Annotated in this window: 30 protein-coding genes and 3 pseudogenes; 16 read left to right on the top strand and 17 right to left on the bottom strand. The window is 69.2% G+C overall.

Annotated elements, in window-relative coordinates; genetic code table 11:
• Nucleotides 1-33 precede the first annotated feature (33 nt).
• The 9 genes from DEJ15_RS04200 to DEJ15_RS04160 form a co-directional block, all read right to left on the bottom strand.
• Complete coding sequence (locus DEJ15_RS04200) at nt 34-522, bottom strand: hypothetical protein (RefSeq protein WP_284175668.1); 489 nt, start codon at nt 520-522, stop codon at nt 34-36.
• Nucleotides 522-779, bottom strand: coding sequence for a hypothetical protein (locus DEJ15_RS04195; RefSeq protein ID WP_146232811.1), 258 nt, complete (start codon nt 777-779; stop codon nt 522-524). Before DEJ15_RS04195 ends, DEJ15_RS04200 begins: the two co-directional genes overlap by 1 nt.
• Nucleotides 776-907 (bottom strand): hypothetical protein, encoded by a 132-nt coding sequence (locus DEJ15_RS04190; RefSeq protein WP_258365791.1) that lies wholly within the window; start codon nt 905-907, stop codon nt 776-778. Before DEJ15_RS04190 ends, DEJ15_RS04195 begins: the two co-directional genes overlap by 4 nt.
• Nucleotides 908-1,015: 108 nt before the next feature.
• On the bottom strand, nt 1,016-1,618 hold the full coding sequence (locus DEJ15_RS04185; protein ID WP_284175667.1) for a hypothetical protein: 603 nt from the start codon (nt 1,616-1,618) through the stop codon (nt 1,016-1,018).
• 60 nt (nt 1,619-1,678) lie between these two features.
• Nucleotides 1,679-1,936 (bottom strand): hypothetical protein, encoded by a 258-nt coding sequence (locus DEJ15_RS04180; protein WP_110823226.1) that lies wholly within the window; start codon nt 1,934-1,936, stop codon nt 1,679-1,681.
• 34 nt (nt 1,937-1,970) lie between these two features.
• Entirely contained in the window at nt 1,971-3,005 is a 1,035-nt protein-coding gene (locus DEJ15_RS04175; protein WP_110858026.1) for a hypothetical protein, read from the bottom strand.
• On the bottom strand, nt 2,974-3,288 hold the full coding sequence (locus tag DEJ15_RS04170; RefSeq protein WP_110823222.1) for a hypothetical protein: 315 nt from the start codon (nt 3,286-3,288) through the stop codon (nt 2,974-2,976). Before DEJ15_RS04170 ends, DEJ15_RS04175 begins: the two co-directional genes overlap by 32 nt.
• A complete protein-coding gene (locus DEJ15_RS04165; protein WP_284175666.1) occupies nt 3,281-3,700 on the bottom strand; it encodes a hypothetical protein in 420 nt (139 codons plus the stop codon). Before DEJ15_RS04165 ends, DEJ15_RS04170 begins: the two co-directional genes overlap by 8 nt.
• Before the next feature lie 1,350 nt (nt 3,701-5,050).
• Nucleotides 5,051-5,401 carry a helix-turn-helix domain-containing protein gene (locus DEJ15_RS04160; protein ID WP_284175665.1) on the bottom strand — a complete coding sequence of 117 codons (351 nt, stop codon included), beginning with the start codon at nt 5,399-5,401 and terminating at the stop codon, nt 5,051-5,053.
• 125 nt (nt 5,402-5,526) lie between these two features.
• Here DEJ15_RS04160 and DEJ15_RS04155 point away from each other — a divergent pair, with 125 nt between their 5' ends.
• From DEJ15_RS04155 to DEJ15_RS17680, 8 genes and pseudogenes are all read left to right on the top strand, one after another.
• A complete protein-coding gene (locus DEJ15_RS04155; RefSeq protein ID WP_284175664.1) occupies nt 5,527-6,339 on the top strand; it encodes a hypothetical protein in 813 nt (270 codons plus the stop codon).
• Nucleotides 6,340-6,366: 27 nt separating this feature from the next.
• A complete protein-coding gene (locus DEJ15_RS04150; RefSeq protein WP_284175663.1) occupies nt 6,367-7,449 on the top strand; it encodes a hypothetical protein in 1,083 nt (360 codons plus the stop codon).
• Nucleotides 7,442-7,645 carry a hypothetical protein gene (locus DEJ15_RS04145; protein ID WP_284175662.1) on the top strand — a complete coding sequence of 68 codons (204 nt, stop codon included), beginning with the start codon at nt 7,442-7,444 and terminating at the stop codon, nt 7,643-7,645. Before DEJ15_RS04150 ends, DEJ15_RS04145 begins: the two co-directional genes overlap by 8 nt.
• A gap of 13 nt (nt 7,646-7,658) precedes the next feature.
• Nucleotides 7,659-8,270: a hypothetical protein gene (locus tag DEJ15_RS04140; RefSeq protein WP_284175661.1), complete on the top strand. Its 612-nt coding sequence runs from the start codon at nt 7,659-7,661 to the stop codon at nt 8,268-8,270.
• Nucleotides 8,271-8,282: 12 nt separating this feature from the next.
• Entirely contained in the window at nt 8,283-9,356 is a 1,074-nt protein-coding gene (locus DEJ15_RS04135) for a TniB family NTP-binding protein (RefSeq protein ID WP_110823210.1), read from the top strand.
• A gap of 798 nt (nt 9,357-10,154) precedes the next feature.
• Nucleotides 10,155-10,517: pseudogene (locus DEJ15_RS17690) on the top strand (zinc-ribbon domain-containing protein); the annotation flags it as partial.
• Nucleotides 10,518-10,587: 70 nt separating this feature from the next.
• Nucleotides 10,588-10,728: pseudogene (locus DEJ15_RS17685) on the top strand (zinc-ribbon domain-containing protein); the annotation flags it as partial.
• A gap of 60 nt (nt 10,729-10,788) precedes the next feature.
• Entirely contained in the window at nt 10,789-11,184 is a 396-nt protein-coding gene (locus DEJ15_RS17680) for a zinc-ribbon domain-containing protein (protein ID WP_349814937.1), read from the top strand.
• Between the two features lie 372 nt (nt 11,185-11,556).
• Here DEJ15_RS17680 and DEJ15_RS04125 read toward each other — a convergent pair whose 3' ends face one another.
• Together DEJ15_RS04125 and DEJ15_RS04120 are read right to left on the bottom strand one after the other, a co-directional pair.
• Entirely contained in the window at nt 11,557-12,042 is a 486-nt protein-coding gene (locus tag DEJ15_RS04125; RefSeq protein ID WP_284175659.1) for a hypothetical protein, read from the bottom strand.
• A 153-nt stretch (nt 12,043-12,195) separates the two neighbouring features.
• A complete protein-coding gene (locus tag DEJ15_RS04120; protein ID WP_110823205.1) occupies nt 12,196-12,750 on the bottom strand; it encodes a GNAT family N-acetyltransferase in 555 nt (184 codons plus the stop codon).
• A gap of 82 nt (nt 12,751-12,832) precedes the next feature.
• Here DEJ15_RS04120 and DEJ15_RS04115 point away from each other — a divergent pair, with 82 nt between their 5' ends.
• Together DEJ15_RS04115 and DEJ15_RS04110 are read left to right on the top strand one after the other, a co-directional pair.
• Nucleotides 12,833-13,066, top strand: a complete 234-nt coding sequence (locus DEJ15_RS04115; protein ID WP_146232814.1) for a hypothetical protein — start codon at nt 12,833-12,835, stop codon at nt 13,064-13,066.
• On the top strand, nt 13,066-13,299 hold the full coding sequence (locus DEJ15_RS04110) for a hypothetical protein (protein ID WP_110823201.1): 234 nt from the start codon (nt 13,066-13,068) through the stop codon (nt 13,297-13,299). Before DEJ15_RS04115 ends, DEJ15_RS04110 begins: the two co-directional genes overlap by 1 nt.
• Nucleotides 13,300-13,929: 630 nt before the next feature.
• On the opposite strand, the gene DEJ15_RS04105 is transcribed toward DEJ15_RS04110, so the two are convergent.
• Entirely contained in the window at nt 13,930-14,310 is a 381-nt protein-coding gene (locus DEJ15_RS04105) for a DUF6578 domain-containing protein (protein WP_349814804.1), read from the bottom strand.
• A 318-nt stretch (nt 14,311-14,628) separates the two neighbouring features.
• On the opposite strand from DEJ15_RS04105, the gene DEJ15_RS04100 reads away from it, so the two are divergent.
• Complete coding sequence (locus tag DEJ15_RS04100; protein ID WP_110823197.1) at nt 14,629-14,823, top strand: hypothetical protein; 195 nt, start codon at nt 14,629-14,631, stop codon at nt 14,821-14,823.
• Nucleotides 14,824-15,003: 180 nt separating this feature from the next.
• Here the strand turns inward: DEJ15_RS04100 and DEJ15_RS04095 are convergent, their stop codons facing one another.
• Together DEJ15_RS04095 and DEJ15_RS04090 are read right to left on the bottom strand one after the other, a co-directional pair.
• Nucleotides 15,004-15,468: an ester cyclase gene (locus DEJ15_RS04095; protein WP_110823195.1), complete on the bottom strand. Its 465-nt coding sequence runs from the start codon at nt 15,466-15,468 to the stop codon at nt 15,004-15,006.
• Nucleotides 15,469-15,553: 85 nt separating this feature from the next.
• Nucleotides 15,554-15,916, bottom strand: coding sequence for a DUF4267 domain-containing protein (locus DEJ15_RS04090; protein ID WP_110823193.1), 363 nt, complete (start codon nt 15,914-15,916; stop codon nt 15,554-15,556).
• A gap of 106 nt (nt 15,917-16,022) precedes the next feature.
• On the opposite strand from DEJ15_RS04090, the gene DEJ15_RS04085 reads away from it, so the two are divergent.
• Nucleotides 16,023-16,622: a TetR/AcrR family transcriptional regulator gene (locus DEJ15_RS04085; protein WP_284175657.1), complete on the top strand. Its 600-nt coding sequence runs from the start codon at nt 16,023-16,025 to the stop codon at nt 16,620-16,622.
• Between the two features lie 94 nt (nt 16,623-16,716).
• Nucleotides 16,717-17,847: an FAD-dependent oxidoreductase gene (locus DEJ15_RS04080; RefSeq protein WP_110823189.1), complete on the top strand. Its 1,131-nt coding sequence runs from the start codon at nt 16,717-16,719 to the stop codon at nt 17,845-17,847.
• A 26-nt stretch (nt 17,848-17,873) separates the two neighbouring features.
• On the opposite strand, the gene DEJ15_RS04075 is transcribed toward DEJ15_RS04080, so the two are convergent.
• On the bottom strand, nt 17,874-18,716 hold the full coding sequence (locus DEJ15_RS04075; RefSeq protein ID WP_110823187.1) for a formate/nitrite transporter family protein: 843 nt from the start codon (nt 18,714-18,716) through the stop codon (nt 17,874-17,876).
• A gap of 116 nt (nt 18,717-18,832) precedes the next feature.
• Between DEJ15_RS04075 and DEJ15_RS04070 the strand changes: the two genes are divergently transcribed.
• The 3 genes and pseudogenes from DEJ15_RS04070 to DEJ15_RS17670 all read left to right on the top strand — a co-directional run bounded on the left by DEJ15_RS04070 (nt 18,833) and on the right by DEJ15_RS17670 (nt 20,786).
• Nucleotides 18,833-19,561 (top strand): NYN domain-containing protein, encoded by a 729-nt coding sequence (locus DEJ15_RS04070; RefSeq protein WP_110823185.1) that lies wholly within the window; start codon nt 18,833-18,835, stop codon nt 19,559-19,561.
• 120 nt (nt 19,562-19,681) lie between these two features.
• A pseudogene (locus DEJ15_RS17675) lies at nt 19,682-20,269 on the top strand (glycerate kinase); the annotation flags it as partial.
• Between the two features lie 70 nt (nt 20,270-20,339).
• On the top strand, nt 20,340-20,786 hold the full coding sequence (locus DEJ15_RS17670; protein ID WP_349814803.1) for a glycerate kinase: 447 nt from the start codon (nt 20,340-20,342) through the stop codon (nt 20,784-20,786).
• 225 nt (nt 20,787-21,011) lie between these two features.
• On the opposite strand, the gene DEJ15_RS04060 is transcribed toward DEJ15_RS17670, so the two are convergent.
• Nucleotides 21,012-22,274, bottom strand: a complete 1,263-nt coding sequence (locus DEJ15_RS04060; RefSeq protein WP_284175656.1) for a hypothetical protein — start codon at nt 22,272-22,274, stop codon at nt 21,012-21,014.
• 437 nt (nt 22,275-22,711) lie between these two features.
• Entirely contained in the window at nt 22,712-26,305 is a 3,594-nt protein-coding gene (locus tag DEJ15_RS04055) for a GH92 family glycosyl hydrolase (protein WP_284175655.1), read from the bottom strand.
• Between the last annotated feature and the right edge of the window lie 59 nt (nt 26,306-26,364).

The raw sequence follows: 26,364 nt of genomic DNA, 5'->3' as shown, positions 1-26,364 counted from the left end.
CGGTGCACACGTTTCCCGAGTCGCGCGAGCCCGTCATCCACCTGCCCGGCAGTCAGCCCTGCCCGGACGAGCCTGTCGAAGGTGGCGCCGTTGACGGCGAGCATCCGGGCGACGGCGAACGTGATGTAGATGGGGGGCGGCGTCCTTCCACCGCTCGTGCACTCCAAGGACTTGCTTCCCGCCGATCCACACGCGTCGCCGGTCGACGTCAACCAGCAGCACCGTCGCGGTCTGTTCAGCGAGCGCGATCTGCGTCGCCGTCACGGTCCGCGGTGCCATGAGGAGGAGTTCCGCGTCATCCACGTCCTCATCGCGAGGCCGCTGTGTCAGTGTTGGGAAGCGTGCGCGGCGGCCGTCGGCGAGGCGGATCGTGTCGTGGGTCTCCACGGCTGCGGCGAGTCCCGCGAGTTTGAGGACGGCGAGGGTGTCGGTGAGGTCGGTGGTGTCGCCGAGCCCGTATGGCATCGTGATCTGAGGCCGCCCGGCGTAGGCCGCGGCGACCCATTCGAGTGCGGGTTGCATCAGCTGCGTTCTTCCGGGGTGTCTGGTCGGATGAGGGCCATGAGCCGGCCTGCTTCGGTGAGGAACGGCTCCCACCCGTCGCGGGTGTCACCGTGTGCTGGTTCGCACCGGTAGCCGGAGCTTCCGTCGGTGTTGTGAACGATGACTTGCCGGAGCTCCGGGCTGGTCGGGTCGCGGAAGTACATGTGCCCGTGGGTGCCGGCGAGGTCGAAAGCGACGCTGAGTAGGAACAGGTCGGGGCGGCTGGCGGCGCTCACCATTCACGTTCCCGGAACAGGGCGATGACTGTCTCGAGCGGGCGCCCTTCCCGAATCCATTGCAGCGGCGACAGGGCGTGGGCGTCGATGGTGAGGTGCGTGCGGGGTGTGGTCATGAACTCGGTCATCGCTGCCGCGTCCAGCAGCGGCTGCGGTGCCGCCGCGTACAGCACTGCAAGTCCGGGCAGCAGGGCGGACGGGTCGCCAAACTCGGGCAGGGCCGGCCTGACGAGTTGTCAGTCAGGGATGCGTTCTTCGCCCTCGAGGTCGAAGCTCAGCAGCCGGTTCGACCCGAACAACTCCCCAACCTCATGGATGCTGATCTGCAGGGCGGCTGCGGCTTCCGCTTCGGTGAGGGTCGAGTCGAGAAGGTGCCGGCGGATCCGGGCCTGCGTGGCCCGCCACCAGTCCTCGGGTACGTCCGCTGCGTTGACGGCGGTGTATTCGGGGTCGCGGGGGGGATCTGCCGGCTGTCGTCGGCGTAGGCGCTGAGCTGCTCCGGGGTAATCTCCCCCGCGGGCGTACATCCACAGCTGTGACTGCCAGGGCATGTCGTCGGGGAATCCTTCGAGGTACCCGGAGTGGATGACGGACCGGGCGGCCTGCTCGCGTCGGGCGATTTCGGAGGCGGGGATGAGGAGGGTCTGCGCGATGCGGTTCGCTTCCCGCGTCGCTGGGACTGTCAGGTCCGACAGGACCGTGTTGTGCTTGTCGAACAGCTCATACCCGGGCTCCGTGTCGATGGGACGGACGAGGATCTGCGCCAGGTGCGCGTCCGGGTTGTCGGTGTCCTCAAGGAGGACATGTCCCCAGAGGATCCGGTCGTTCGAGAGGTGCATGGATACCAGACGCATCATCAGTGAGTACCTCCAAAGAAGTTGGGAGTGGTGCGGGGTGGGTCAGGACTGGTCGGGTTCGGGGCGGGTGCGGCCGAGGCGTTCTGGTGCCCAGGTGAGGATGAACCGCATGATCCGGTCCGCTTCGACCATCGCCGGATCCGACGGGTCCTGGACGTCTGGGTCGACGTTGCTGAGCCGGAACCACGGCGCCTGGTCGGCGTGGTCGACGAGGACGACCGAGGGCTTGTCGGTGGGGTGGGTGGGGTTGGTGAACATGACGGAGCCGAAGAAGCGGGTGTCGTCGAATGCCAAGGTCATAGACAGCAGCTGCAACATCAACGGCGTCCCCTCGTCAACTTCCATTGGGGTGCCAGCGGAGGTCGTGGGCGAGGTCCGATTGGAAGTGCAGCAGCTGCCGTAACGCGTTCACCACGTCGGTGTTCGCGGCCACCCAGCTGTCTTCGTGGATGACGTGCGCTGTGATGAACTCATCCGTGCAGCACCCCTCGGCCGCGGTCAGGATGGTGGTGTCCTGCGGGATGACGACCGCCACGGTGGCGTCATCCGCCGATGCGGGCTCATAGCCGAGCGCCTGCATGTCGGGATGCTTCGCGAAGAACGCGGTCAGCCGGTTCGGCGGGACCAAGACGCCGGCCTGCTGCGCCGCCCACCGGTCCGACATCACCCCGCCGAGCCCGATGAGCTCATCTGCTTGCGCGTCGATGGTGTCGTCGCGGTGCCAGCAGGTGCGCACTCCGCCGGGGCCCGGGTAGGCGGCGAGAGCCCAGTCGATGAGCGACGGCCGGTCCGTCGCTTCCCACCCCAACGGCGTATGAAACACGGTCTGCCCGAGGGCAGGAAGGGCTGCACGGACGTCGTCCGCCGGGATGCCGATGTGTTCCGCGACGGCATGCGTGCCGCCACCGCGCAGGGCGATGGTCCGGGCAACGGCGAACACGTGACGCCAGCCCGGTGTCGCGTCTCGTTGCATCGATGTTCCGTGCACTTGCCGGCCGTTCGCCCAGACGCGTTGCCGCTTCCCATTCACGACCACCAAGTCCGGATACCGGCGCACAAGCGACAGGACTCCGCCCTCCGATCCACCTGGCAGGAGGACCACGTCGTCGTGGTGGCCGTCCCCAGCTCCGTCCTGAGCGGTGGTGGTGGGGTCTGGAGTGGCGAGGAACGCAGTCCGGCCGTCCTCGAACCGGAGCCGGTCGAACGCTTCCACCTGGGCGGGCATACCGGCGGCGGCGAGGGCGGTCAGTGTCTGGGTGATGTCGATGGTCCAGCCGAGTCCGAATGGCAATGACAGGACCGTCTGGTGGTGCCGGATGTTCTGCACCCACTTCCGGTCAGACATCAGCAGGGCCAGCCGCTTCGCCACCACGACCCATTGAACGGAGCCCCTGTAACACGTTCATCACCTGGGTCGCCGCTTCCACCAGCGGGTCAGCAGGCTCGATGAGCTGCGTGCCGTTGAGGAGACTGAACGTCCACCTGTCGTCGGACGCTCGGACGGTGACGTGCCGTTGCAGGATCGCCGGACCGGTGGAGTTCGTGAACGTCATCCCCACCAGCGCCGGCCAGACGACGGCGTCGAACTGAGCAGTCAACGACAGCAGCCGCAACGGGATCGGCTCGAACCGCGGCGACTGAGGGTCAGGCATCGCGAGCCAACCGCGGGTCGTCCTCGGACAGGCGCTCCAGTCCGAGTCCGGACGCGTCGAGGATCGCGTTCTCGGACTCTTCGGTGGCGACGAATGACCCGATCTGCGCGTTGATCGCGACAAGCGTCCCGATCCGACTCCTCGCATCGAGGGTGACTGCGGCGACCTCGTCGTCCGTGCAGTCAGAGGTGAGCTCAGGCTTCGAGGGATGCAGGGCTGGGAACTCGAGTTGCTGCACCGGCGGGTGCCACTTCACCCCGATGCGGAGCACGCGGCCGTCGGCGTCGTTGCGGTAGAACATCGACCCGAACGGATGGCCCATGTCGAGGGTGAGGTCTGCGCCGTAGAGCGCCCAACCGGCGGCAGCGTAGGAGGCTTCCCACCGCTGCACGGTGAGGGCGCCAAGACCCATCTTCAAGCCAGGGATCAGCGCTTGACCCTCTTGAACGTCGGCGTAGAGCGCGGTCAGGTTCGGGGGGACTCTGGTCGCGCAGGTCGGAGAGTGGGATTCGGGCCATGCCCTGGATGGCGAATTGCTGCCGTGCGCGGTGCTCGGCTTCTTCCCGGTTCGTGCTCATCACGCCTTCGCTTTCGTGCTTCCTCGGACGCCTAACTCACGAGCCGCCGCGCTGTCTCGTCCGTTGGCTGCTGGTGCTTGAACGCTACGGAGACTGCTGCGCCGGCGGGTGCTCGCGGACAGACCTCCGTCCAAGAGCAGGAAAGTTCCGTACCGCGCTCGCCGATGACGCTGCTCACGCCGCAGGCCAGCTAGAGGATGCGGTAGGTCGCGTGGCGGAGCCGGCGGGCGCGATCGGGGGGTGAGTGTGCCGTTGCGTTGGGCGGCTCGTTGGTGTGTCGCCCAGCGGGCGATTGCTCGTTCCTTCGGGTCCGGGGCGTCACGGCGAGGGGCTCGTCCCGTTTCCGCCCAGAACGACTGGTGCAGCATCAGCTGCTCCGCCCACCGCTCCTCCTGCGGCTCCCAACGGAAGCTAGGAAACGACTCCAATCGGAGGGTCTGGTAGCTGCAGTGCGCGGCGCGGACTTCTGGCCGGCGCTGGTACGCGAGCCGATCCACCAGGGCTTGCTCCTCCGTCCGTGCACGTGGTCGGCGAGAGTCGGATCGGGGTAGCCGTCCGATGGCGCTGACGAAGCGGTCGAGGTCGTGGACGAAGGCGATCCAGTTCCTGATGACGGTCGCGGGCTGCTCGGTCTCCCCGATGTCAGCGAGGTAGAACTCGACACCGCGGCGCTGGTCGACGCTCAGGAGCGCGCTGGGTTGGTTGGCGACTTCGGCGTAGTGCTGGTGAAGCTCGGTGACGTAGTCGGGCGTGCGGTTGGACGTGTCCATTGGTCCCTTCCCGGGACCGGCGGTCGGTCCCGGGAAGGGCTATGCGCGGACGAAGACGCGATCGCGTCGACGAGGTCTTGCCAGCTGAGGACCTCAGTCCAAGAGCAGGAACCAGAACGGGTTGTGGGCGCTTACGGTCGCTACACGTCCGGAGGCAGGACGGCTTTCCCGCCAGCGATCCCGCAGACGACCGCAATCGCTACCTCGCGCGACTGACCTATCGAGGGACCTATCGGAAGGAGGAACCAGCACACCCTGCACTCACGCCGCCGCGCGGGACCGACGGCTCAGCGAGAACGAGCCCCGGGGCGCGCACCAGCAGCGCCCGGCACGCGTTGTGACTGCGCTGCCTTGATATGGCCGATGACCGCTTGCGCGGTGCGCTCGGGTATCGCTTCCAGCAACGCCTGCAGGTCACTCGCGGAAGGCTCCGTCGGCGCGGCGGCCGCCGGCTCGTGGATGACACCCCCCGAGGACCAGGTCGGCAAGGGCGATGTCCTCGAGTCGCAGGATCGCCTCCCCACGGAGCAGTCGAAGTAACCGCGGGTAGCTCGTCCCCGCCTGCGCTGCGTACTGCTTCGGGCTGAGTCCCCGCGCTTGCATCCGTTCCCGGATTCGCAGCACCTGCTGATGCTGCACCTGCGCGGCGCGGAGGAACACCTCCGCCCGCCGGTCAGCAGCCTGCAACCACCGCAGCACCGGCGTATGCCCGAAGCCCCGTGCGTCCTCGGCGAAGTCCCGTGGGACGAAGCGCGGCCCTGCCATCCCGACCCTTCCAGATCCCTCAAACGTGCCGAAAACGCACCAAAAGGAGCATATTCATGCCAGAAGCAGGACTCAAATTGTGTTTCTGCCCCGCTGGCGTCGGCGTCGCAGCACAGGGGGTGGACATGACCCTCACCACCCCGCTGAACCCGGCCCTGGCCTTCGGTTCGCGAGCCCTCCCGCGACCACGGGCCTCTAAGCCGAGGAGCAGAACGCCGCAGCGCACGCTGACCTCGGCGGACGCTGCGGCGCTTGCGCTGCCGGCGACCGTCACATGGATGCCGAACGTGGAGCGCGCCCGCCCGAAGACGGCGGCTGCGAACTCGGACCTGCTGAACCGAGAGCTCTACGACGTTGCGCTCTTCCGCCAGCCGCACCGATACCCGCGCCAAAAGAACATCCAGGGCCTCTACTTCTTCACCGGCGCCAGGAAGCACGTCTGGCACGAATCGCAGCTCGAAGCGCAAGTCATGCGGTGGCTCGACATGTCGGAAGACGTCATCGCCCTCAGCGCGCAGCCCGTGCGCATCGACTTCGCGGACGGCACCTCGCACACGCCGGACATCCTCACCCTCCACAGCGACCACCGTCAGGTGCTTCGCGACGTGAAGCCGAGCAAGTACATCCCGAAGTTCCAGGAGCAGTTCGCGAAGACTCGCGCCTTCTGCGAGCACGTTGGCTTTCACTACGAGGTGCACCACGAGCTGCCTCGCCAGGTCGACGTGAACCTGTCGTGGATAGCCGGATTCAAGCACCACGGCTACCGCCCCCCTACCGGAAGACGTAGCCCGAACGGTCGACGCGCTGCATCGGCCGCTTCCTCTCCGCGACGTCGCTCGGCTGCTCGCTCCCGACGCCCTCGACCGCGGCCGCGCCGGTCTGTACCACCTCATCTGGAGCGGCCTCTTCAGCCTCGACCTCACCGCCCCCATCTCTGACCGCACGCTCATCGAACGGACCCTCCCATGACCAGCATCAACGTCGACGACCCCATCGAGCTCCGCGACGGCAGCATCTACCAGTTCGTCGCCCGCTTCGGCAGCGTCATCCGCCTCCGCAACACCGCCACGAGTGAGACCCAGGACATGCACATCGCAGAGCTCAGCCAGCAGGTCGTCGGTCTGCCGCAGGCGTTCCCCGAGATCGTCCGTCGATTCGAGAACCTGCCAGACAAGACCAGAGCAGCCGCGGTCACGATGGCGGACCACCTCGCGGAAATCGAGACCGGCGTGAACCCCGGTCGGGCCGAGCGCCGTCCGGAGTACGACATCGAGAAGACCACGCAGAACGAGCGCGTCGCGGCGAAGGTGCAGGAGCTACAAAAGAACGGACAGGCTGCGTCCCGCGCCACGGTGATGCGCAAGCTCAAGGCTTGGCGGGAGGATGGCGCATCTGCGCTCGCTGATGGCCGGGCGCAGCGCTCAGACCCGCCGCTCAAGAACATCAACCCCGACGTCTACGACGCACTGTGCGCCGTCATCGCGGACCAGAAGAACCGGTCGACCGGTACGAAGAGCCGCCTCATCGCCGAGACAGCGGCGAACCTCGTGAAGTGGCACGGCGCCGAAGCTCCGGACATGCCATCGAACGCGACGATGTACCGGTACATCGACCTGCTGACCAAGGGCAAGCACACAACCGGCTCCGCATCGACCCGACGGTCACTGGAGAACCGACCGAAGCGCGTCTTCAACACTCGCATGGAACTGCTGCCCGGCGCCGAGGTCCAGGTCGACTCCACGACACTTGACATCCTCGTGAAGTCGCCCAGTGGCGAACCCGTCCGCCCCATCCTGACGGTGCTGCTCGACCGCGCCACACGGCTCGTCCTCGCGTTCACCCTCCGCCTCGTCGCAGGGAAGGCGGTCGACCACGTCGCACTTCTCGCGCAGGCCCTGACGCCGCCGCAGAATCGCCCGAACAACGCCGTGTTCCGGGAGATGGTGCAGCGGATGAACCCCTCCGTGACGCTCATGAGCGCGGAGGAACGTCGCGAATACGAGCAGTCGCGACCGTTCGTGCACCCCCCGCTGCATTGTGATGGATAACGGGAAGGACTTCATCTCGGAAGCGTTCCGCGCCGCCGCCGAGATGCACGGGGTCGACATCCGCTACAGCGCCCCGCACACCCCAACCGGCAAGCCGCTCGTCGAGCGCAACTTCGGCAGCATCGACTCTCTCCTCCTGCAGTACCGGTACGGCTACGTCGGTCGCTCCCCCCGAGTTCCGCGGCTACAAGGTTGAGCGCGAAGAGCTCATGGACATCTACGCCCTCCACGAACTCCTCGACGACTGGTTCCTCAAGGTCTGGAACCACCGCCCGCACGGCGGCCTCCGCGACCTGATGCACCCGGAAAACAAGCTGACGCCGTACCAGATGTTCGCCGCCGCCTCGAGGCTGACCAGCAACCTCGAAACGACCTTCACCGGTGACGACTACATCGCGATGCTGCCCACCATGTACCGGCACGTCACCGACACCGGCGTCACCATCAACTACCGCCAGTTCGACGCCGAGGGACTCGACCCGCTCCGCAACACCAAGTCGGACCTCCGGCGCCGCAACGGCAGGCACGAAGTCAAGCTCGACCCCTACAACCCGGTGAAAGCCTGGGTCGCCGACCCGAAGGGCGGCTGGATTGAGTGCACCGTCCGCAACGAAGACGCGCTCTTCTACCCGCACCTCGAAGACAACGACTTCACCCTCACCGACGCCGAAACTGACCGCGGCGACGTCGCCGCAGTCACCGCGGCACTTGCCGGGGCGCCGCTGCACACGGCCATCGAAAGTACGCCGAACCTTCCCTCCACCGACCCCACCGACCCCACCGACGATGACGACGACGACGTCATCTACGTCCTCGACTGAAACGACCCACCGATGATTCACTTCCACGGCGACGACCGCCCCGCAGCCCTGCACCGCCTCGAGACCCTCGACGCGTTCCTCTCCGGCAGCTCCACAGCGCCCGCCGCACTCGACGACCACGCGTACGAAGCGTTGACGGCAGAAGCTCGGGCCGCACACGACCGAGCCCGAATCCTCTACCTCTCCGGCGGCATCGTCCTCGCCACGCCGCACTACACCAAGGCCCGCACACAGCTCGAGAAGGCATTTGCCGCGAACGCCGGCCGGAACTCCGGCCACGCCGGACTCGTCATCTCCGGCAACTCGACCCTCGGCAAAACCACGCTCTGCAAGAGCCTCATGCGGCACATCTACCGCTCCTACGGAACCCAGTTCCCCGACTTCCGCGCACACAACCGCATCCCCGTGGTCTACATCGAGGTTCCCGCCGGCTCCACCGGCAAACTCCTCATGCGCACCTTCGCCGACTTCTTCGGCCTCACCGTCAGCAGCAGCGAAACCATGCTGAGCATCCGCAACCGCGTCGTCGACCTCCTCAACGCCGCCGGTACCCAGCTCGTCGTCATCGACGAACTCCACAACCTCTCCCGCCACACACAAGGCAACGGCGAATCCCACGACCTGCTCAAGAACCTCCACAACGACCTCCCCGCGACGTTCCTCTACGCCGGCATCAACGTGAAGAAGATGCTCGCCACAGAACGCGGAGCACAGATCGGCGGACGGTTCTCCCTGCTGGAACTGCGCCCGTACAACCTCAGCAACCAGACGGACGCGAAGGCTTGGAAGAGAATCATCAACACCTTCGAGAAGCACCTCCCACTGCGCCACCACGAACACGGCTCCCTCGCGGACCTCGCCGACTACCTCCACGCCCGCACGAACGGTTCCATTGGCAGCCTCGGACGGCTCCTCACCGGTGCCGCCACCGAAGCCATCACCGACCCGACCATCCCCTTCGAGCGCATCGACCGGGCGCTGCTCGACGCACAGGAACTCGACGCCGCCGCCGAGTCCGCATACGCCGAGCACACCGCCCGCAACGCCCGCAGCAAGAAGACCCTCCTGCCAGGAATCGCAGCATGAACGACCTCCTCACCCGCCGCTACCCGATGACCGTCAAGCCCCTCCACCGAGAGACCGAACCCAGCTACACCCGCCGACTGCTGACGGCAAACCGCGAACTCGACACGCACCAGAAACAGCTGCTCCGCGCCGCTAAAGCTGAATCGGCGACCCTGACCTGGCAGGACGTGCTCGAGCAGAAGACCGGCCGCCACCTCCGCTTCGGCGTCCCGCTCTCCACTGCCGAACTCAACGGTGGCGAACACCGCTGCGAGCTCTGCCCGGACGCCGGCAACGTGCGGCTGATGTGCGCCCTCTGCACCAAGGGCGAAACCGTCGTGCAAGCGCCCGGCTTCACCAACCCGGTGTGCATCCGGCACCGTCGCTGGGTCGGACTCGACCTCTCCACCAGGCAAAGCACGGTCGACGCCACCACCACCCGCGCAGCACTCCGCTTCGACCGGCTCCAGAAGAGCGGCCGGCTGACCCCGCACCTCTACAACGTTCTTCGGAGTGCGACCGCTCGAATCGGCAACGGCGACGTCGCAGACCTTGCCGTCATCGTCGATGTCGCCGCCGCGGTGACCACCGGTCGGTTCCTCGAGCAACTCCTGCGCCCTGGCAAGGACTATGCGCACGCCTACGCCGTCCTCACTGACGCTGTAACCGGTCTCACCGGACGCAACGCTACCCCGGTCACCGCCGCGCTGTGGGGTTACTTCCGCCCGACCTTCTGGGCCCTCCGCCACGCAGTCATCACGGCAACACCGTACGAACCTGCCTGGGCACACGACCTCGCCGCCCCGCAGCACCTCGCCGATGCGTACGTCGCCGCACACCAGGTCATCCCCTTCACGTCCTACAACGCCGAAGACAAGCGCACCAGTGGCCTCCGGCTCGGCCGCGGCGGCCTCGTCATCTGCGACCACGGACACCAGCACTCCAGCAAGGGCCGATGCCCCGTCTGCACCAACAGCGCCGTCGCCCCCCGGCTACAACGACCTCGCAACCACGCACCCCGACATCGCCAAAGAGCTCGACCCTGTTCTCAACGGCAAGAACACCGCTCAGACCATCCAGGCCGCAGCCCGACTCAGCCTCGCGTGGCGCTGCCCACGCAACCGACACGTCTACTGGGCCACCGCATCAAACCGAACCCAGGGCGGGACCAACTGCGGCATCTGCAGCAACCGCACCATCGTCCCCGGCATCAACGACCTCACCACCACCCACCCCCCGCCTCGCCGCCGAACTCGACCCCGCGTACGAGGCAGGTCACCCCGCCACGAAGATGTGCGCCGGCAGCGGAGACAAGCCCGAATGGATCTGCCCCGACTGCGGACACCACTACAAGATGTCCCTCTACAACCGCAGCCAAGGCTCCGGCTGCGAGCCCTGCCGCCGCGCCCGACTCCGAAGCACGCGCACGAGCCTCGTCGACACGCACCCCGACATCGCCGCCCAGTGGCACCCCACCCGCAACAACGGCAAGCAGCCCGAGGACTACTCCTACGGCTCGAACGACGAGGTCTACTGGCTGTGCACCACCAGCGCCGCCCACTGGTACCCGCAGCGCATCGACCGAAAGGTCCAGGGCTACGGATGCTCGCTCTGCTCCAGCCGACGACTGGTCCTCCGAGTCAACGACCTCGCAACCACCGACCCGCTCCTCGTCACCGAATGGCACGACTACCTCAACGTCCCCAAGCGGCCCGAGCTCATGTTCGCCGGAACCGACCGCTACTGGTGGAAGTGCGCCTTCGGACACGTCAAGCAACAGAGCGTCCCGAACCGTCGGAAGTCACGCGGCTGCACCGACTGCGAACCCGAGGACAGGATCCTCAACTAGAACTGAACAACACGAAAACGACGGCGAAGCCCACTAGCTTCGCCGTCGTTTTCGTCGTCCTGGGCAGTCGGCTCAGAAGGTCTCACGTCGAGTGAGAAGATTCTGCGACGCTGGAACCTGGCGTTCTCAAGCGCCGCATGGTCTCATCGCTGCGAAGGAGTCTCACCTGACTTGAGAAAGGACATCGCTGCTCAGCGCGGTCGTTCCTCTCTCGATTCAGCTGAGACTCTCCCCCCACCCCCGTTGGCTTCCGAGCGGAACCGCTCCCTGTTGACTCCCGGGACGTACGATCTCCATGCCGAGGCCAGGGCGACGGGGGGATGTCCATCCTCTGTGCGACCGGAGTCTCGCCGTGGCGGCGACCGACGACCGTCACCGGACGGTCTGCTGCACGCTCTTCCGTCGGTCGAGCTCGGCGAGCATCGTCTCCGTCTTCCGGAGCACTCGTGGAGTGGTGACAGCGGTGCCGATGAACACGGCGAGGAAGAAGACCGCACCGATCCAGAACAGCGGCTGACCGGTGACCGCGAGCCAGATGGCGAGGGCGGTCATCGGCAGGTACAGCAGCGGCGCCGCCCAGCGCAGTGGCAGGTACTGCCGCTGATGGTGCTCCACCGCGCGCCGCCACTCGTCCACGTCCACGTCGGCCGGAACGGTGCCGCGGCGGACGGCCCGGCCGAAGTCGGGTCGTCGTGCTACCCCGCCGTACCCGCGTCGTGTCCGCCCGAGCCACAGCCCCATCCCGACGCCATACAGCGCCCCGACCAATGCAGACACGAGCGCTCGAGCTCCGATGCCGAGTTCCGGCGCGGTGACGAACGTGAACGCGAACCACAGCGCGGCGAACAGGACCGCCATGATGACTCCGACGATCCACGTCGGCAACTGCTTCGTCCACCCCATGACCGACAGCTTGGCACGACCACCCGGCGGTACGGCTTCCCAGCCGTGTCGGTGTCGTCACCGAGCATCGCCGCGCGCTGGCTCACGCCGGCCGCTCCTCTGCTGGCGTCAGTCCGTGAGTGTGACGTCATCCCACACGAACGTCGTGGTCGTACCGGTCTCCCAATCGCGGCGGAGCACCGCGTACGCCACCGACGCCAGCGCAGGCCCGCCCTCGACCGGCCACGACTCCCGGTAGTGCGCTTCCTTCACCCACCCGGCACGGAGGAACACCCGGCGCATGGCGATGTTGTCTTCGCGCGTCTGGCCCTCGAGCCGTGGCACGGCCGGCATCGCGCGGAAGACGTGATCGGTCACCGCGCGGAGCGCGACCACGCCCAGACCCTGCCCACGGAAAGCGGGCGCGAGCCGGAGATCAAGCAGTGGCGACGGCTCTTGCAGGTCTTCGAGCACGACCAGACCGATCCGACCGGCGTCATGGTCATCGATCCACCACGACTCGTGGTCCTCGTCGCGGAAGGTGCCGGCGTCGAGGACACGCTCCATGTCCGCCCGCCCCGGCCGAGCGCGCACGTGGAAGGGGAACTCCGCCGACGTGTGGAAGGCGATCAGGGCCTCCCGGTCCTGGCCCTCCGGGTCGGTCCTGGTCAGGGTCACCGTCATGCACCTACGGTACGCAGCCCGCTCCGCAGCAGTGCGGTGTGCTCAGAACGGCAGCATGCCGCCTCTCAATAGGATCTGAGACATGCCCACACCTTGGATGCAACGCACCGGCCGCACCCCCGGCGGGGTGATCGGGGCCGTCCTCAACGTCGTGGTCTGCGGCGTCATCGTGGTCGCGCTGCCGGTCATCGCGCTCACCTCAGGTCGGGACCCGGGCCACATCGCGTTCGCCGTCGTCGGGTTCGTCATCGCGGTCGGTCTTGAAGCGGTGTTCGTCCGGAACCTCCGCAACCAGCTCGCACGCCGGAGAGGTTGATGAACCCGCAACTCATCTTCGGGATCGGCGGAGCCGTCGCCGCACTGTGGGGTCTGACGATCGCGATCTTCAACCAGTGGGCGCAGAAGCTGGGCGGCGACCAGCTCGCGAACGGACGCCCGTTGACGCCAGGCTTCGTCCGGTTTATCGGGATCGTCATGGCGGCCATCGGGACCCTGTTCGTCGTCCTGGCGGTCACAGGGTTCCTGCCGGACCACGGGTCGTGGCGGTGACCGGATCCCGCAACCACGCGTCGACCGAGTCGATGAGTCTCGGAGCAGGTGCCGATGACAGCAAGCGAGCGCAGTGGTCGCCGGACTGTGTCCGCACCGATGCTCTGGGCTCGACGGTGTGATCGCCCGGCCCGCACGCCGTCGGCTCCTCGGTGGGGGGCGATTCTGGGTCCTCACGGGTTCGGCCGTGGTCACCGGCGCATTCCTCTTCGCGTTCGCTCTTGTCGCAGCCCACGGCAGTCTTGTCGGTGGGGACCACGGTTCGGGCTGCTCGGGACACGACCCGTCCGTCGTCGGTGCACGATTCGAGGAAGAGGTCGGAGGCAGTGTGACTCCGTCGTCCTGGCCACTCGGCACCGACTGCACACTGACAGGACCGACGGGACAGCAGGTGACGTTCCTCGAGGACGACTGGACGCTGACGGTGATCGCGGGGACCGGCGTCGGTCTGTGCCTGAGCCCCGCACTCCTCCTCCCGTTCGTGTGCGTACCGAGGCGACGGGCAGCACGGTCACGAGCGTCGTGGGCACGGAACATTCGGTAGCGGATCCTGACCGGAGCCCTCGTGGACACAGCGGTCAGCATCCTTGCTGCTCCAGGCGACGCGTGGGCGAAGGAGGATCGCTGCGATCAGGACTGGACGCGGACGATCCAGCTCGTGATGCGGCCGTGATGAGGTCGGCGATCCCAGAGTGAGGACACGCTGTGCTGCTGTGCACCACCAGCCTCTGGCATGCGCGCGCCACCCTCTGCTGGGTCGCGGGAGCTGACGTAGCGAGCTGAGACCTGGTCGATGCGGGTGACCGTCCCGGTGAGGTCATGCCAAGTCAGTTGGTCCGCGTCGTCGCGGTCCTCGGCGGTGAAGTCGAGCTGGAGTGACACGCTCCTCGGCTCGGTGAGGGGTCGGTCGACCCATCGCTGATCCATCTCGACCAGCGACCACCGGATGCGTTCCCCCCACGGCGACGTCGAAGCCGTCCGCGTCGACCTGCCACTCGGGCAACCACACATCTACTTCCCCCACCGCCGGCTCTGGAACGAAGTCCTCGGGCGGCACCGCGGGCACCGGAACGCCCGCTCTCGTTGACGGAACCGTGATGCCTGCAGGTGCTCCGAAGATCGCTTCGTACTGACGGCGCGTGAGCACGCGGTGTTCCGATCGGTGCTGCTCGGACCCACCACTCAGGAGCATGCGCCCAGCGTAGGACTCGCCTGGACGACGAGTGGCGCCCCGAACGGCATCAGGCTGAACGGTCGGTAGCCGATCGGCGACCGATACGGGTACTGAGCGGTCGGATACGCCTTCTTGTCCGCCGCTAGCCTGAACGGATGAACAAGCCACAACAGCAGGGAGCCGCCGACCTCGTGGGCCTGCTCATCGGCGCTCCGCTCGCCGTCATCGGCATCCTCGTGTCCTTCGTGGCGGGGAGCACATCGGCAGCCATCCTCGGGAGTGCCGTGCTGCTTTCGGGAGTGATGCTGGTGTGCAGCGCGCTGCTCATCCGCGGGTTGCGCCGGCCATAGGGACGGACCGTCGGCCGCGGATCGTCTGAGGAAGCCGGAGTCGAGGGCGTCGCGGCGGATGAGCGCCACGTCGTCGACGAACATCCCCAGCAGTGCGGACAGGCTGTGTTCCGCAGGGCAGGCACGCGGAGAGGGCAGGGACTCGGTATGAGTCCCTGCCCTCTCCGGAGGTGACCCGGTTCAGCCCCAGGGTGCCGGGGTCGGGGCGTCTGCAGGGGCGTTGAGCTGGCTCATGAGGCCGGCGAAGTCCTCCAGGTGCCAGGTGGTGATGATCTTCCCGTCGCAGAACTGGTGCACGTCCATGGTGCGCATCTCGATGCGCTTGCCGGTGGGTTCGTGGCCCATGAAGGCGCCCTGATGCGTCCCGGAGACGGTGTTGCGGACGGCGACCTTGCCGCCCTGAACGATGACGTCCTGGTGCTCGACGGCGTAGTCCGGCATCGCGTGGCGGAAGAGGGCGATCTGAGCGGCCATGCCGGCAGGTCCCTGCTGCTGGCCGGGTGCGAGGGGCAGGTCCGTCCAGTCCTCCGCCAGGACCTCGTCGTAGATGGTGGTGTCTCCGGTGCGGAAGGGCTCGTAGAAGGCCCGCACGATGTTCTCGATGGCGGTGCCGTCGGTGTCGTCGTGCTCGTTCGTGGTGCGCATGCGTGTTGCCTTTCGTGGTGGTGGAGCAGGGTGGGGGGATGAGGCGGGTGGCGGGGCGGCCGAGCCGCGAGGAGTGGCGTCCGATCTAGCCGAGTGCGAGGACGAGGCCTGCGATGACGAGCACGAGTGCCGTCGCCGCGTGCACGCCGAGGGCCTGGCGGAGGGTTCCGCCGTTCGTGACGACGATGACGGCGTCACCGATCGGCGTGATCGCCGCGGCGAGGAGCGCCCAGCCGAACACGTGCGGGTCGGCGACCAGCAGGACCACCAGCGGCACGATGCCGGAGGTGATGTCGCGGACGCCCTTGATGCTCGTGAATGCTCGCCGGCGGTCCTCAGCGATGCCGAACCCGGCGGTGGCGAGCGCCGGAGCCACGAGGAACCAGCCGCCGATGAAGAGGATGAAGAGACAGCCGAGGACGGCAACGACGAGGGCGGTGATGACCATGGGAGGACCTTCCGTTGTTGGCTAACGACGTTATGCCTCGACGCTAACAGTCGATGGGGCCGTTGTATACCGACGTTATGTAACCGCTTTCTGCTACTCTGGACCTATGTCTCCACGACCTGCTCCTGACCTCGATCTCCGGCGCGACCAGATCCTCCGGGCGGCTCGCAAGGTCGCGGAAGCCGAGGGGTGGGAAGCCGTCACCATGCGTCGGCTCGCGTCCGAGATCGGGGTGACCCAGCCGGTGATCTACTCCGCGTTCGCCGGCGGCCGCCAGGCACTCATCGACGCCGTCGCGCTCGCCGGGTTCGAAGCGATCGCGACCGCATTGGAGGCCGTGCCTGCGGAGCCACTGGCGCGGATGCAGGCCTACCTCGACTTCGCCGCCGATCAACCGCGCGTCTACGAGGCGATGTTCTCGATGCCGTCGGGCCTCGAGTTCGGTTCCGGACGCGGCCCGGACGCGCTCAAGCGCGCCTTCGCCGGGATCCGCGCGGCGTTCCCCGGCCCGGACGACACCGAAGCCGAGGTGGCCTGGGCGACGGTCCACGGTCTGGCGACCCTGGAGAACAGCAAGCGATTACCCGCAACGCGGTCGCGTGCGCGACTCGACCACGCCCACCGAGCGCTGAGCGGAGGCTCGGGAGCAGGACGAGCGAGTGGCGGTCACACCCCCCACGAGTTCGTAGGAAGACCCGTCCGCTGATCGGCTGAGGAAACCGGAATCGACGGCGTCGCGTCGGACGAGCGCCGCGTCGGGCGGACCACCTCCGCCCTGACGGACGCCCTACTGTGAAGGCATGCCCCACGCCCCGGCAGGACGACGCTCCACTCCGTGGACGTCGCGGCTCGACCACGTCGTCGTCGGCGGAGGTGTCGTCGGCGCCGCAGCGGCCCGGTCCCTGGCCGCCCGCGGAGAGCAGGTCCTGCTCGTGGAACAACACGACCGCGGGCACGAGCACGGCTCCTCACACGGAGCGACGCGGATCTTCCGGATGGGCTACACCGAGCCGGACTACGTCACCCTCACGCAGCGCGCCTGGGACGCCTGGGCAGCGCTCGAGGCCGCGTCCGGTCGGACCCTGCTCGACCGCACCGGGGCCGTCGACCACGGTCGGCCCGAGGTCATCGACGCGATCGCGCACGCACTCGAGCGTGCCGGCGTGCCGTTCGAGCGGCTCGACCTCGACGAGGCCGCGGCCCGCTGGCCGGGACTGGCGTTCGAGGGTCATGTGCTCGCGCACGGCACCGCCGGCCGGATCCGATCGGCCGAGACGATCGAGGCGTTGCTCGACCTGGCCGCGTCCGACGGAGCGGCCCTCCGCTTCGGGGTCCGGGTGACGGGGCTCGACGACCACGGCCACACCGTGACCGTCCACCTCGACGACGGAACCGCGGTGATGACGCCGAGCGTCGTGGCGGCGGTCGGCTCCTGGGCGCCCACGCTGGTCGGCGAGCTGTTCGCCGGACGCGGGGCGAGCCTCCCGGCCATCCGGGTCACGCAGGAGCAGCCCGCGCACTTCCCCAGCCACCTGCCGGACGACCCGTGGCCGTCCTTCGTGCACTACCCGCTCGACGGCGGGGACGTGTACGGCCTGCTGACGCCGGGCGAGGGCGTGAAGGTCGGGTTCCACGGCGTCGGCCCGGTCGTCGACCCCGACGCTCGCGACCGGACACCGGTCGCCGCCGAGGTCGAGCGGCTGCAGGCGTACGTGGCCCGGTTCGTGCCGGGCGTCGATGCCACGGCTCCAGCGCTGATCAGCTGCTTGTACGACAACTCCCCGAGCGACGACTTCGTGATGGACCGCCGCGGACCGCTGACCGTCGCGACCGGGTTCTCCGGGCACGGGTTCAAGTTCGCGCCGGTGCTCGGGGAGATGCTCGCGGACCTGGCGACCGGTGGGGTGCCGCACCCGCGGTTCGCGCTCTGAGCCGTCCACTCGGGTACCGCCGCGCGTCAGCCCTGCTCGTGGTCGGCGCGCTCCGGGTCGTCCTGGGAGCCGTGGCGCCGGTCCTGCATGAGCTCCTTCGTGCGGAGCAGCCGCAGTGCCGTCACGAGCACCAGCCCGCCGAGGACGTTGAACAGCAGCGTGTAGCCGAACCACCCGAGCCACTGCCCGTACGTGATGTCCTCGCCGGACTGGATCGCGCCGAACACGAGCAGCGAGTCCAGGATCGAGTGGAAGAGCTGCAGGCCGGCGAGCAGGAAGCCGCCCGCGACGGCGGCCACGAGCTTCGCCGGGTCCGAGTCGGTGCCCTGCTGCATGCGGGTCATCAACGTGATGGTGCTGCCACCGAGGACGGCGAGCACGATGCTCTGCAGGCCGAAGGGCGCGTCGATGAAGTGCCGGGCCGACTCCGCCAGGGTGACGTGCCACTGCGGGAACGCGTGCACGACGAGCCACATGAAGAGCCAGCCGCCCGCCAGGTTCGCCAGGAGGGTGCCGCCCCAGAGCTTCACGAGCTGCAGCACGGTCCCCTCGCGGGCGACCACGGCCGCGACCGGCATGAGGAAGTTCTCGGTGAAGAGCTCGCTGTGCGCCAGGTGCAGGGCGATGAAGCCGATGCCGAACGCGAGTCCGGCGAGCAGGTGACTGTCGGTCTCGGTGAGGACCGCCAGGTACGCCATCACGCCGAGGCCGACCTCGAGGCCGCCGAAGAATCCGGTGACCAGGACCGCACGGGTCGTCCGCTGGAGCCGCTCGGCGCCCTCCTCGATGGTCGCGTCGAAGGACTCGGCGAGCTCGTCCTCCACGGGTGCGTCGGTGGAGCCGAGTTCACGGCGTCGGTCGTCGGTCATGACGGCAACGGTAGGCGGAGGGTGATGTGCGCGGTGCCGAGGGGTACGCGGATCATCACATGCGCGGTTCTCCACAAGTCCCGTGGCGAGCTCGTGTGGGCAACTACCGTTCGGGGATGCGGGTGGGACTCTACGTCGACGGCTTCAACCTCTACTACGGCGGTAGGGGCCTCTGCGGACGCGCTTCAACCGGGTGGAGGTGGCTCGACCTCCGCTCCTTCGGTGAACGGCTCGTGGCCCGATCTGGATGGCGCGGTGCGGTTCTGGAGCGCGTGGTCTTCTGCACAGCGCGTATCAGCGGTGTCGGGAACGTCAGCGGGCAGCGTGATCAGGACACCTACCTCAGGGCCCTCGCTGCGGCGCGGAGCGTCGACGAGCTTGCTTTCGGGAACTTCGTGACCCGCGTGACAGCAGCGCCACTCGCCGTTCCGGACCGCCGTGGCCGCCCGACACTCGCACGCTCGGACTGGCCCGTACAAGTGAAAGACGCAGACGGGGCGGACGTCCCAGGCGCATCGTTCATCGTGTCGGTCGCCCGGCGTGAGGAGAAGGGGTCGGACGTCAACGTTGCCTCTCACCTCCTCATCGACGTGCTCGACGGGCGCGTCGACGCCGCCATCGTCGTCAGCAACGACAGCGATCTGGCCTTCCCGGTGGCGCATGCCCGGACCCTCGTTCAGGTCGGCATGGTCAACCCGACCCCGGGCCCGACTGCCGGACGGCTGCGTGGGGACTCCGCCGCCGGTGTCGGTGGGCACTGGTGGTACACCTTGCGGCCGGAGGACTTCAGCGATGTCCAACTGCCAGAAGAGGTCGGGCGGCTTCGGCGCCCTACCGGTTGGTGACACTCGTGATGTGTGTCATACTGGAGCCACCCACCCGGCGTCTCTGGCGCCGGGTCTTCCTTTTCTCCACCGTGCGCCCCAGCGCGAGATCGGGCCCCTCGGCGCCGGTAGCGTGACCCCATGCGCGTCGTCATCGCACCGGACTCCTTCAAGGGCACCGCGTCCGCGGCCGACATCGCCGCGGCCGTCGCGGAGGGCTGGCGGACCGAACGGCCCGACGACGAGCTCGTCGTCCTGCCGATGGCCGACGGCGGGGAGGGCACGCTCGACGCCTTCGCCGCCGCCGTCCCCGGCAGTGAGCGCGTGCCGGTGCGGGTGACCGGGCCGGACGACCGTCCCGTCGAGTCCTCCTGGCTCCGGCTGCCGGACGGCCGCGCGGTCGTCGAACTCGCGGCGACGAGCGGGCTTGGTCTGCTGGACGAGCCGGAGCCCGACTCCGCGCACACGACCGGCTTCGGGCAGGCGGTAGCGGCCGCGCTCGACGCTGGGGCGACCGGCCTCCTGCTCGGCATCGGCGGCAGCGCCTCGACGGACGGCGGGGTCGGGGCGCTCCGGGCGCTCGGACTCGGGATCGCGCTGGACGACAGCGCCGACGCCTCGAGCGCCACCGGCGGCACCCTGCTCGACCACGTGGCCGCGGTCGACCGCACGTCGCTGCGACCGCTCCCCCCGCGCGGCGTCACCGTCCTCAGCGACGTCACGTCACCGCTGCTCGGGCCCGAGGGAGCGGCAGCGGTTTTCGGCCCGCAGAAGGGCGTGACCCCCCGACCGCGTCCCCGTGCACGAGACACGTCTCGCCCGCTGGGCAGCGCACTTCCCCGACGTCGACCCGGCGACACCGGGTGCCGGGGCCGCAGGCGGGACGGGATTCGGCCTCCTCGCGTGGGGCGCACGTGTCGGGAGCGGCGCGGGAGCGGTCGCGGAGGCGCTCGGCCTCGCGGACGCCGTGGCTGCCGCCGACCTCGTGGTGACCGGCGAGGGGCGTTTCGACGGACAGACCGCGGCCGGCAAGACCCCGACGGTGGTCACGGCGATCGCGGTCGCTGCCGGGACGCCGGTCGCGCTCGTCGCGGGTGACGTCGCTGCCCGCCTGGACGCGTTCTCGATCGCGGCCTCACTCACGGTCATCGCCACGCAGACCACGGGCGAGCCCGACGATGCACTCCGCGACCCGCTGCGCTTCGCGCGCGTCGCCGGCGAGCGGATGGCGCGCGCCCAGGGCTGACCTCGGCGGTCGCCCGCGCTCGCGCCAGCACCCGGGTCCGCGCTCGCCCGCGCCCGCGCCCACGTCCGGGAGAGCGAGCAGCCGCAGCACGAGTGGAGGGACCACGGGTCAGGGGCCGGCCCCGAGCGCGACAGCGAGCGACGGCCACGACGCGCACGACACGCGCACAGACGGACGGGAGGCCCGGTACCAGCTGGCACCGGGCCTCCCGTCCGTCATCCGCCGCTACCCGAGCCGGCTCCGACGACGCCGCACGACCGCGGCGGTCGCGGTGATCCCGGCGCCGAGCAGCACGAGCGCTCCGGCGACGAGGCCCCAGCGGGCCGGGTCGACGTCGGACCCGGTGGAGGCCAGGCCGCCCCAGCGCCCGGGCTCGGCCGGTGCGCGTCCGGCGTCCGCTGCGGGCCGGGCGAGCACCCGGAACGCGGCGCTCACCGTGACGGCCGACGTCGCACCGCGCGCCTGCACCTCGTGGGCACCGGGCCGTGCTGCCGACGGGACCGTGAAGGTGCCGCTGAGCACGCCGTCGGCGTTCGCGGTCACCGTGCCGAGCGCGAGGGGCTTGCTGTGCAGGGTGAGGGTGACGCGCTCGTTCGGTGCGAAGCGGCTGCCGGAGTAGCCGACGACGGTGCCCTCGGTGCCGGCCTCGGCGAGGAGCCGGAACTCCGGCGCCCACGAACCGTGGCCGCCGCCGTGCCCCGGACCCCCCGTTGCCGGAGCCGCCGCCGTTGCCGTTGCCGCCGCCGTTGCCGCCCCCCGTTCCCGGAGCCGCCGCCGTTGCCCCCCGCCGTTGCCCCCGCCGTTGCCGGGGACGACCACCTGGAAGGCCACGGTCGCCAGGGTCGCCGACCGGTCACCGATCGCCGAGACGCTGTGGCTGCCCGGACGACCCGGAGCCGTGACGTCGAAGGCGACCGACCCGTCGGCTGCGACGACCGCGGTGGTGCCGGTGCCCTCTCCGTCGACGGTCACCGTGACGGTCTCGCCGGCGGCGAAGCCGGCACCCGTGACGTGCACGGTGGCCCGCGGACGGACCCCCGACCCGGCCGAGGTGGTGAGCGTCGGCGTCCACACCGGAGCCGCCGCGATCTCGACCGGGGTCCGCACGCTCGCGCTGCCGGTGCCGTCGTCGACCGTGACCACGGCCTCCCGGCTGCCCGCCGTCGCGTAGGTGTGCGCACCGGTGACGGTCGCGGTGCCGTCGGTGACCGTGACGGTCGCCTCCTCGAGCGGGGACCCGTCGCCCCAGTTCACGGTGGCGGTCGTGGTGCCGGTCCCGATCGTGCCGCCGGTGGCGGTCGCGAGCGTGCCCGAGACCTCCTCGCCGGCGGTGCCGCTCAGGCGCGCACCGGCCGTGGCCGTGAGCGCCGTCGTCGGCACCCGGGTGCCGTTCGTCGCGATCGCGAAGACGTGGATCCGTCCTGCGCTCGACGGCGAGCCGGTCTGGGTCGGCAGGGTGATCGACACGGCCTGCTTGCCGGCGGGCACGGTGGTGACGGGGGGTCGCGAAGACCCCTGCCGCGATCCGGTCGCTGCCGTTCACCCCGACGGTGCGGTGGTCGCTCGACGCGACGACCGTGTTCCCGAACCGCGGCGCCGCGAGCGAGGCCGCCCAGTCGCCGAACTCGATCGGCAGGTCGGCGGTGGTCCCGTCGGAGTACCGGATCGTGCCGACGGTCTGCTGCGCCCGCTCGTTGGCGGTGCCGATGACGGCGAGCTCGGTGATGTCCGTGCCCGTCGGGACCGGGATGGTCTGGCCGTTCCCGGTCGCGTTGTCCGGCTCGCCGGGCTCCACGGCGGGCAGGTCGAACGTCAGGTCGGTCCCCGGCACGGTGTTCGTCGTGCCCTGGACGAACCCGTCGGCGGCGAGCGCCGAGCGGGAGAACCCGCGGCCGCCGAAGTCGCAGTTCGCGGCCTGTCCCGGGTCACCGAGGCAGACGTTGTCGAACGCGCCCTGGAGGCTCGGTGCGGTGCGCGAGACCGTCACCGGGACGTCGGTGCTCGCCATCTCCGTACCGGAGCGGACGACGACGTGCACGGTGTGCTCGCCGACGGTCGTGAAGGTGTGCTCGCCGGGCACCTCCCAGGCACCGAGCGCCGACTTCGTCGGCGTCACCTGCTGGGGGGTCCGACCCGTCCTGCCAGTCGACCGTCACCGTGTAGTCGGACGCCTCGGTGCCCGGCCCGGTGATCGCGGCGAGGTCACCCGTGAACGACTGCCCGACCTCCGCGGTGAGCCCGGGCGTCGGTTCGACGGCGAACGCGCTGGTGGTCTTGCTGCTGTCGGCGAGGAGTTCGAACTCCCCGATCGACGGCGCCTTCCCCGTGCTCGTCCCGGTGACCGACAGGCGGTACCAGGTCAGTGCGGCAGGGTGCTCGATCGTGGTCGGACGGGTCTGGAGCGGCGCGTCGAAGGTGCTCTTCGCGACGGTCGACAGCGGCACCCACGTGCTGCCGTCGCTGGAGCCCTCGAGCTTCCACGAGGTGGGCTGGCCGCCGCTCGCCGCGGTGGTGAGCGTGTACTGGTCGACGGTCACCGGGCCCTGCGACGACTTCCACGTGATCGCCGGGGTGGCGCTCGAGAAGGTCGTCGCGGTGAGGGACTCGTCGTCGGTCAGTGCGCCGACGGCGGTGTCGTCGTCGCTCGTCGTGACCCCGAAGCCGGAGGTCGTGGCGTCGACGAGCGGCTTCGGCGCGACGGCCGGGGCGTCGAGCCCCTCGGCACCCTGGGTCTTGCCGGCACCCCAGTTCGACGCGGTCGACCCCATGCGGAAGTCGAGCGTGCCGCCCTTCGCGATGTCGGACTGCGCGATGACCGCACGGTCCAGGGGCTTCCCGTCGAACGAGGCCGACTGCACGTAGACGTTCTGCGCGCTGTTGCCCGCCGCGTTCACGCGCAGGTCGCCTCCGGGCAGGTGCACGGTCGCCTGCGAGAAGAGCGGCGAACCGATCGTGTACTGACCGGAGCCCTGGGCGAGCGGGTAGAGGCCGAGCGCCGAGAACACGAACCACGACGACATCTCGCCGTTGTCCTCGTCACCGGTGTAGCCCTGCCCGATGTCGCTGCCGACGAACAGGCGTCGCATGCTCTCGCGGACGACCTGCTGCGTGAGCGAGGGGTCGCCGGCAGCTGCCGCGATGTAGGGGATGTGGTGCGAGACCTGGTTGCTCATGCCGAGCTGGCCCATGCGGACCGACCGCGCTTCGAGCATCTCGTGGATCTGCCCGCCGTAGGAGCCGACGTTCTCGGCCGTCTCCGGGGTGGCGTAGAACTCCTTGAGCTTCGCGATGAGCTGCTCGTCGCCGCCGTACAGGCCGGCGAGGCCCTGCACGTCGAACGGGGCGTGGAAGGCGAAGTTCCAGCCGTCCGTCTCGGTGAAGGCGCCGCCCCACTCGGCCGGGTCGAACTCGTCCGCCGGGACCTCGAACGACCCGTCGGCGTTCCGGCCCTGGAAGAACCCGGCGTCCGCGTCGAACAGGTTGACGTAGTCCTCCGCCCGGTCGTGCAGGTACGCCGCGGCGGTCTCCAACTCCTCGACGCGGTCGGCGGGCGTGGCCGGGTCCTTCGCCAACGCCTCGGCCATCTCCGCGAGACCGTGGTCGTTGATCGTGCCTTCGAGCCCCCACGAGACGCTCTCGTGGAGCGAGTCCGGCACGTAGCCGAGGAACGCGGACTGGTCGAGCGCCTTGCGTCCGGCGCCGGAGACGTCGGTCGAGACGGTCGTGGCGTTCTTGTACCCGGCGTCGAAGGCCTCGAGCGCGGTCTTCGTGTCCACCGCACCGTCGAGGTACGCGGTCGCGAAGGCGACGTCGGAGCTCGTGCCGGTCATCAGGTCGGCGTAGCCCGGTGAGGACCAGCGCGGCGTCCATCCGCCGTCACGGTACTGCTGGACGAACCCGTCGACGAGCTCCTGTGCGACGTCCGGGTAGAGCATCGAGTAGAGCGGCCAGACCGTGCGGTAGGTGTCCCAGAAGCCGTTGTTGACGTAGACCTTGCCGGCCTTCACGACGGCGTTCGTCGTGGTGGCGGTCGCCGCGCCCTTCGGGGCGACGTTCGGGCTGGCGTGCTCCCAGACGGGTGCCCCGGCGGTGCCGGTGTTCTCGTGCTGCGAGTTCGGGTACAGGTTCATCCGGTAGAGCGAGCCGTAGAGCGCCTGGAGCTGCGTGTCGCTCGCGGCCGACTGCGGCACGGTGACGACACCGAGCCGCTCGTTCCACTGGGCGGCGGCGGCCTGCTGGACCTGCTCGAACGACTTGCCAGTGAGCTCGAGGTCGGCGTTGTGCCGCGCCTGGTCGAGGGAGATGAACGAGGTGGCGAGGCGGAGCTCGACGACATGGTCGCCGGTCAGCCCGGAGAACGAGGCGTAGCGGGCGCTGCTGCGGTCGCCCGCGGCGGTGCCGGTGCCGGACGGGTCCGTGTCGAACCGACCGGCGAAGAACATCCGCGTGGCGCCGACGGACAGGCCGGAGCCGCCCTCGGTCCACCCGGTCACGGTGCCGTCGTCGCCCATCGTGATCGACGTGCGCTCGTCGGAGCCGACGTTGTCGAGGACGACGCTGCCGCTGCTCGCCGGGAAGGCGAACCGGAGCACGGCGCCGTGGTCGCTCGGGGTGACCTCGGCCACCGTCCCGGACGTGGTCTTCACGGAGTACAGGTCCGGTCGGGCGACCTCGTCGGCGTGGTCGAACGCGAGCGCACGGGAATCGAGGGAGGCGTTCGGCGTCGTGCCCGAGGTCGACGGCATGATCGCGAGCTGGTTGCGGTCACCCATCCACGGGCTCGGCTCGTGGGAGATGCCGATGCCCTGGAGGCGCGGCAGGTTGTCCGCGTCGTTGTCGGACTGCCACGAGTACTCCCACGACTGGCTCGACGCGTCCGTCATCGGCGTCCAGAAGTTGAAGCCGTTCGGGACGGCCGCGGCGGGGATGTTGTTGCCCCGCGAGAAGCCGCCGGAGGAGTTCGTGCCGCGGCGGGTGTCGACGTAGTCCGTCAGGCTCGAGCCGTCGATGCGCTCGGCCGCCGGGTCGATGCGGATGTCGTCCACCCAGCCCTGGAACTTCGTCGACGCGCTGGTGCCCGCGGCGTCGTCGTCGTAGGTGAACAGCACCTTGTCGACGGTCTTGCCGGCGAGTGCGCCGAGCGGGATCCGGATGGAGTTCCACTGGTCGACGAAGAAGACCTTGCCTGCACCGAGGGCCTCCGCCGAGACGCGGTTGCCGTTCTCGTCCGTGACCTGCGGGTCCGCGGACACGAGCGAGCCGTCGCTGAGCTGCAGGTCGACCGCGGCGTAGGTCGCCGGGTAGGTGGTGTCCCCGTTCAGCTCGGGGAAGAGCTTGTAGCTGAGCTCGCTGTCCGCGGTGATCGGCATCGCGACGTCGTCGTAGAGGACGTTCGTCGCGCTCGCCGGACCGGCGGCGACGTGGGCGCCGGCGTAGCGGAGCGCCTTGGTCCCGCTGAACCCGACGGTCGAGCGGATGTTCAGTCCGGACACCGGTCCGTTGCCGACCCGGGTGACCATCGGGCTGGGCGGGGGGCGGGGTGGTCGAGCCGTCGGAGATGCTCCAGTCGGCGAGCTGG

Source organism: Curtobacterium sp. MCJR17_043 (genome assembly GCF_003224315.2).
GTDB lineage: Bacteria > Actinomycetota > Actinomycetes > Actinomycetales > Microbacteriaceae > Curtobacterium.
Note: the sequence above shows the minus strand (reverse complement) of the source record. Positions and strands in the feature narration are given on the sequence as shown.

What these genes read in the sequence shown, in the direction of transcription:
- DEJ15_RS04200 (WP_284175668.1), bottom strand. Translation starts at nt 522, where the DNA reads ATGCAACCCGCACTCGAATGGGTCGCCGCGGCCTACGCCGGGCGGCCT.
- DEJ15_RS04190 (WP_258365791.1), bottom strand. Translation starts at nt 907, where the DNA reads ATGACCGAGTTCATGACCACACCCCGCACGCACCTCACCATCGACGCC.
- DEJ15_RS04185 (WP_284175667.1), bottom strand. Translation starts at nt 1,618, where the DNA reads ATGCACCTCTCGAACGACCGGATCCTCTGGGGACATGTCCTCCTTGAG.
- DEJ15_RS04180 (WP_110823226.1), bottom strand. Translation starts at nt 1,936, where the DNA reads ATGACCTTGGCATTCGACGACACCCGCTTCTTCGGCTCCGTCATGTTC.
- DEJ15_RS04170 (WP_110823222.1), bottom strand. Translation starts at nt 3,288, where the DNA reads ATGCCTGACCCTCAGTCGCCGCGGTTCGAGCCGATCCCGTTGCGGCTG.
- DEJ15_RS04165 (WP_284175666.1), bottom strand. Translation starts at nt 3,700, where the DNA reads ATGGGTCTTGGCGCCCTCACCGTGCAGCGGTGGGAAGCCTCCTACGCT.
- DEJ15_RS04160 (WP_284175665.1), bottom strand. Translation starts at nt 5,401, where the DNA reads ATGGCAGGGCCGCGCTTCGTCCCACGGGACTTCGCCGAGGACGCACGG.
- DEJ15_RS04155 (WP_284175664.1), top strand. Translation starts at nt 5,527, where the DNA reads ATGACCCTCACCACCCCGCTGAACCCGGCCCTGGCCTTCGGTTCGCGA.
- DEJ15_RS04150 (WP_284175663.1), top strand. Translation starts at nt 6,367, where the DNA reads ATGACCAGCATCAACGTCGACGACCCCATCGAGCTCCGCGACGGCAGC.
- DEJ15_RS04145 (WP_284175662.1), top strand. Translation starts at nt 7,442, where the DNA reads ATGGATAACGGGAAGGACTTCATCTCGGAAGCGTTCCGCGCCGCCGCC.
- DEJ15_RS04140 (WP_284175661.1), top strand. Translation starts at nt 7,659, where the DNA reads ATGGACATCTACGCCCTCCACGAACTCCTCGACGACTGGTTCCTCAAG.
- DEJ15_RS04135 (WP_110823210.1), top strand. Translation starts at nt 8,283, where the DNA reads ATGATTCACTTCCACGGCGACGACCGCCCCGCAGCCCTGCACCGCCTC.
- DEJ15_RS04125 (WP_284175659.1), bottom strand. Translation starts at nt 12,042, where the DNA reads ATGGCGGTCCTGTTCGCCGCGCTGTGGTTCGCGTTCACGTTCGTCACC.
- DEJ15_RS04120 (WP_110823205.1), bottom strand. Translation starts at nt 12,750, where the DNA reads ATGACGGTGACCCTGACCAGGACCGACCCGGAGGGCCAGGACCGGGAG.
- DEJ15_RS04115 (WP_146232814.1), top strand. Translation starts at nt 12,833, where the DNA reads ATGCCCACACCTTGGATGCAACGCACCGGCCGCACCCCCGGCGGGGTG.
- DEJ15_RS04110 (WP_110823201.1), top strand. Translation starts at nt 13,066, where the DNA reads ATGAACCCGCAACTCATCTTCGGGATCGGCGGAGCCGTCGCCGCACTG.
- DEJ15_RS04105 (WP_349814804.1), bottom strand. Translation starts at nt 14,310, where the DNA reads ATGTGTGGTTGCCCGAGTGGCAGGTCGACGCGGACGGCTTCGACGTCG.
- DEJ15_RS04100 (WP_110823197.1), top strand. Translation starts at nt 14,629, where the DNA reads ATGAACAAGCCACAACAGCAGGGAGCCGCCGACCTCGTGGGCCTGCTC.
- DEJ15_RS04095 (WP_110823195.1), bottom strand. Translation starts at nt 15,468, where the DNA reads ATGCGCACCACGAACGAGCACGACGACACCGACGGCACCGCCATCGAG.
- DEJ15_RS04090 (WP_110823193.1), bottom strand. Translation starts at nt 15,916, where the DNA reads ATGGTCATCACCGCCCTCGTCGTTGCCGTCCTCGGCTGTCTCTTCATC.
- DEJ15_RS04085 (WP_284175657.1), top strand. Translation starts at nt 16,023, where the DNA reads ATGTCTCCACGACCTGCTCCTGACCTCGATCTCCGGCGCGACCAGATC.
- DEJ15_RS04080 (WP_110823189.1), top strand. Translation starts at nt 16,717, where the DNA reads ATGCCCCACGCCCCGGCAGGACGACGCTCCACTCCGTGGACGTCGCGG.
- DEJ15_RS04075 (WP_110823187.1), bottom strand. Translation starts at nt 18,716, where the DNA reads ATGACCGACGACCGACGCCGTGAACTCGGCTCCACCGACGCACCCGTG.
- DEJ15_RS04070 (WP_110823185.1), top strand. Translation starts at nt 18,833, where the DNA reads ATGCGGGTGGGACTCTACGTCGACGGCTTCAACCTCTACTACGGCGGT.
- DEJ15_RS04055 (WP_284175655.1), bottom strand. Translation starts at nt 26,305, where the DNA reads ATGGTCACCCGGGTCGGCAACGGACCGGTGTCCGGACTGAACATCCGC.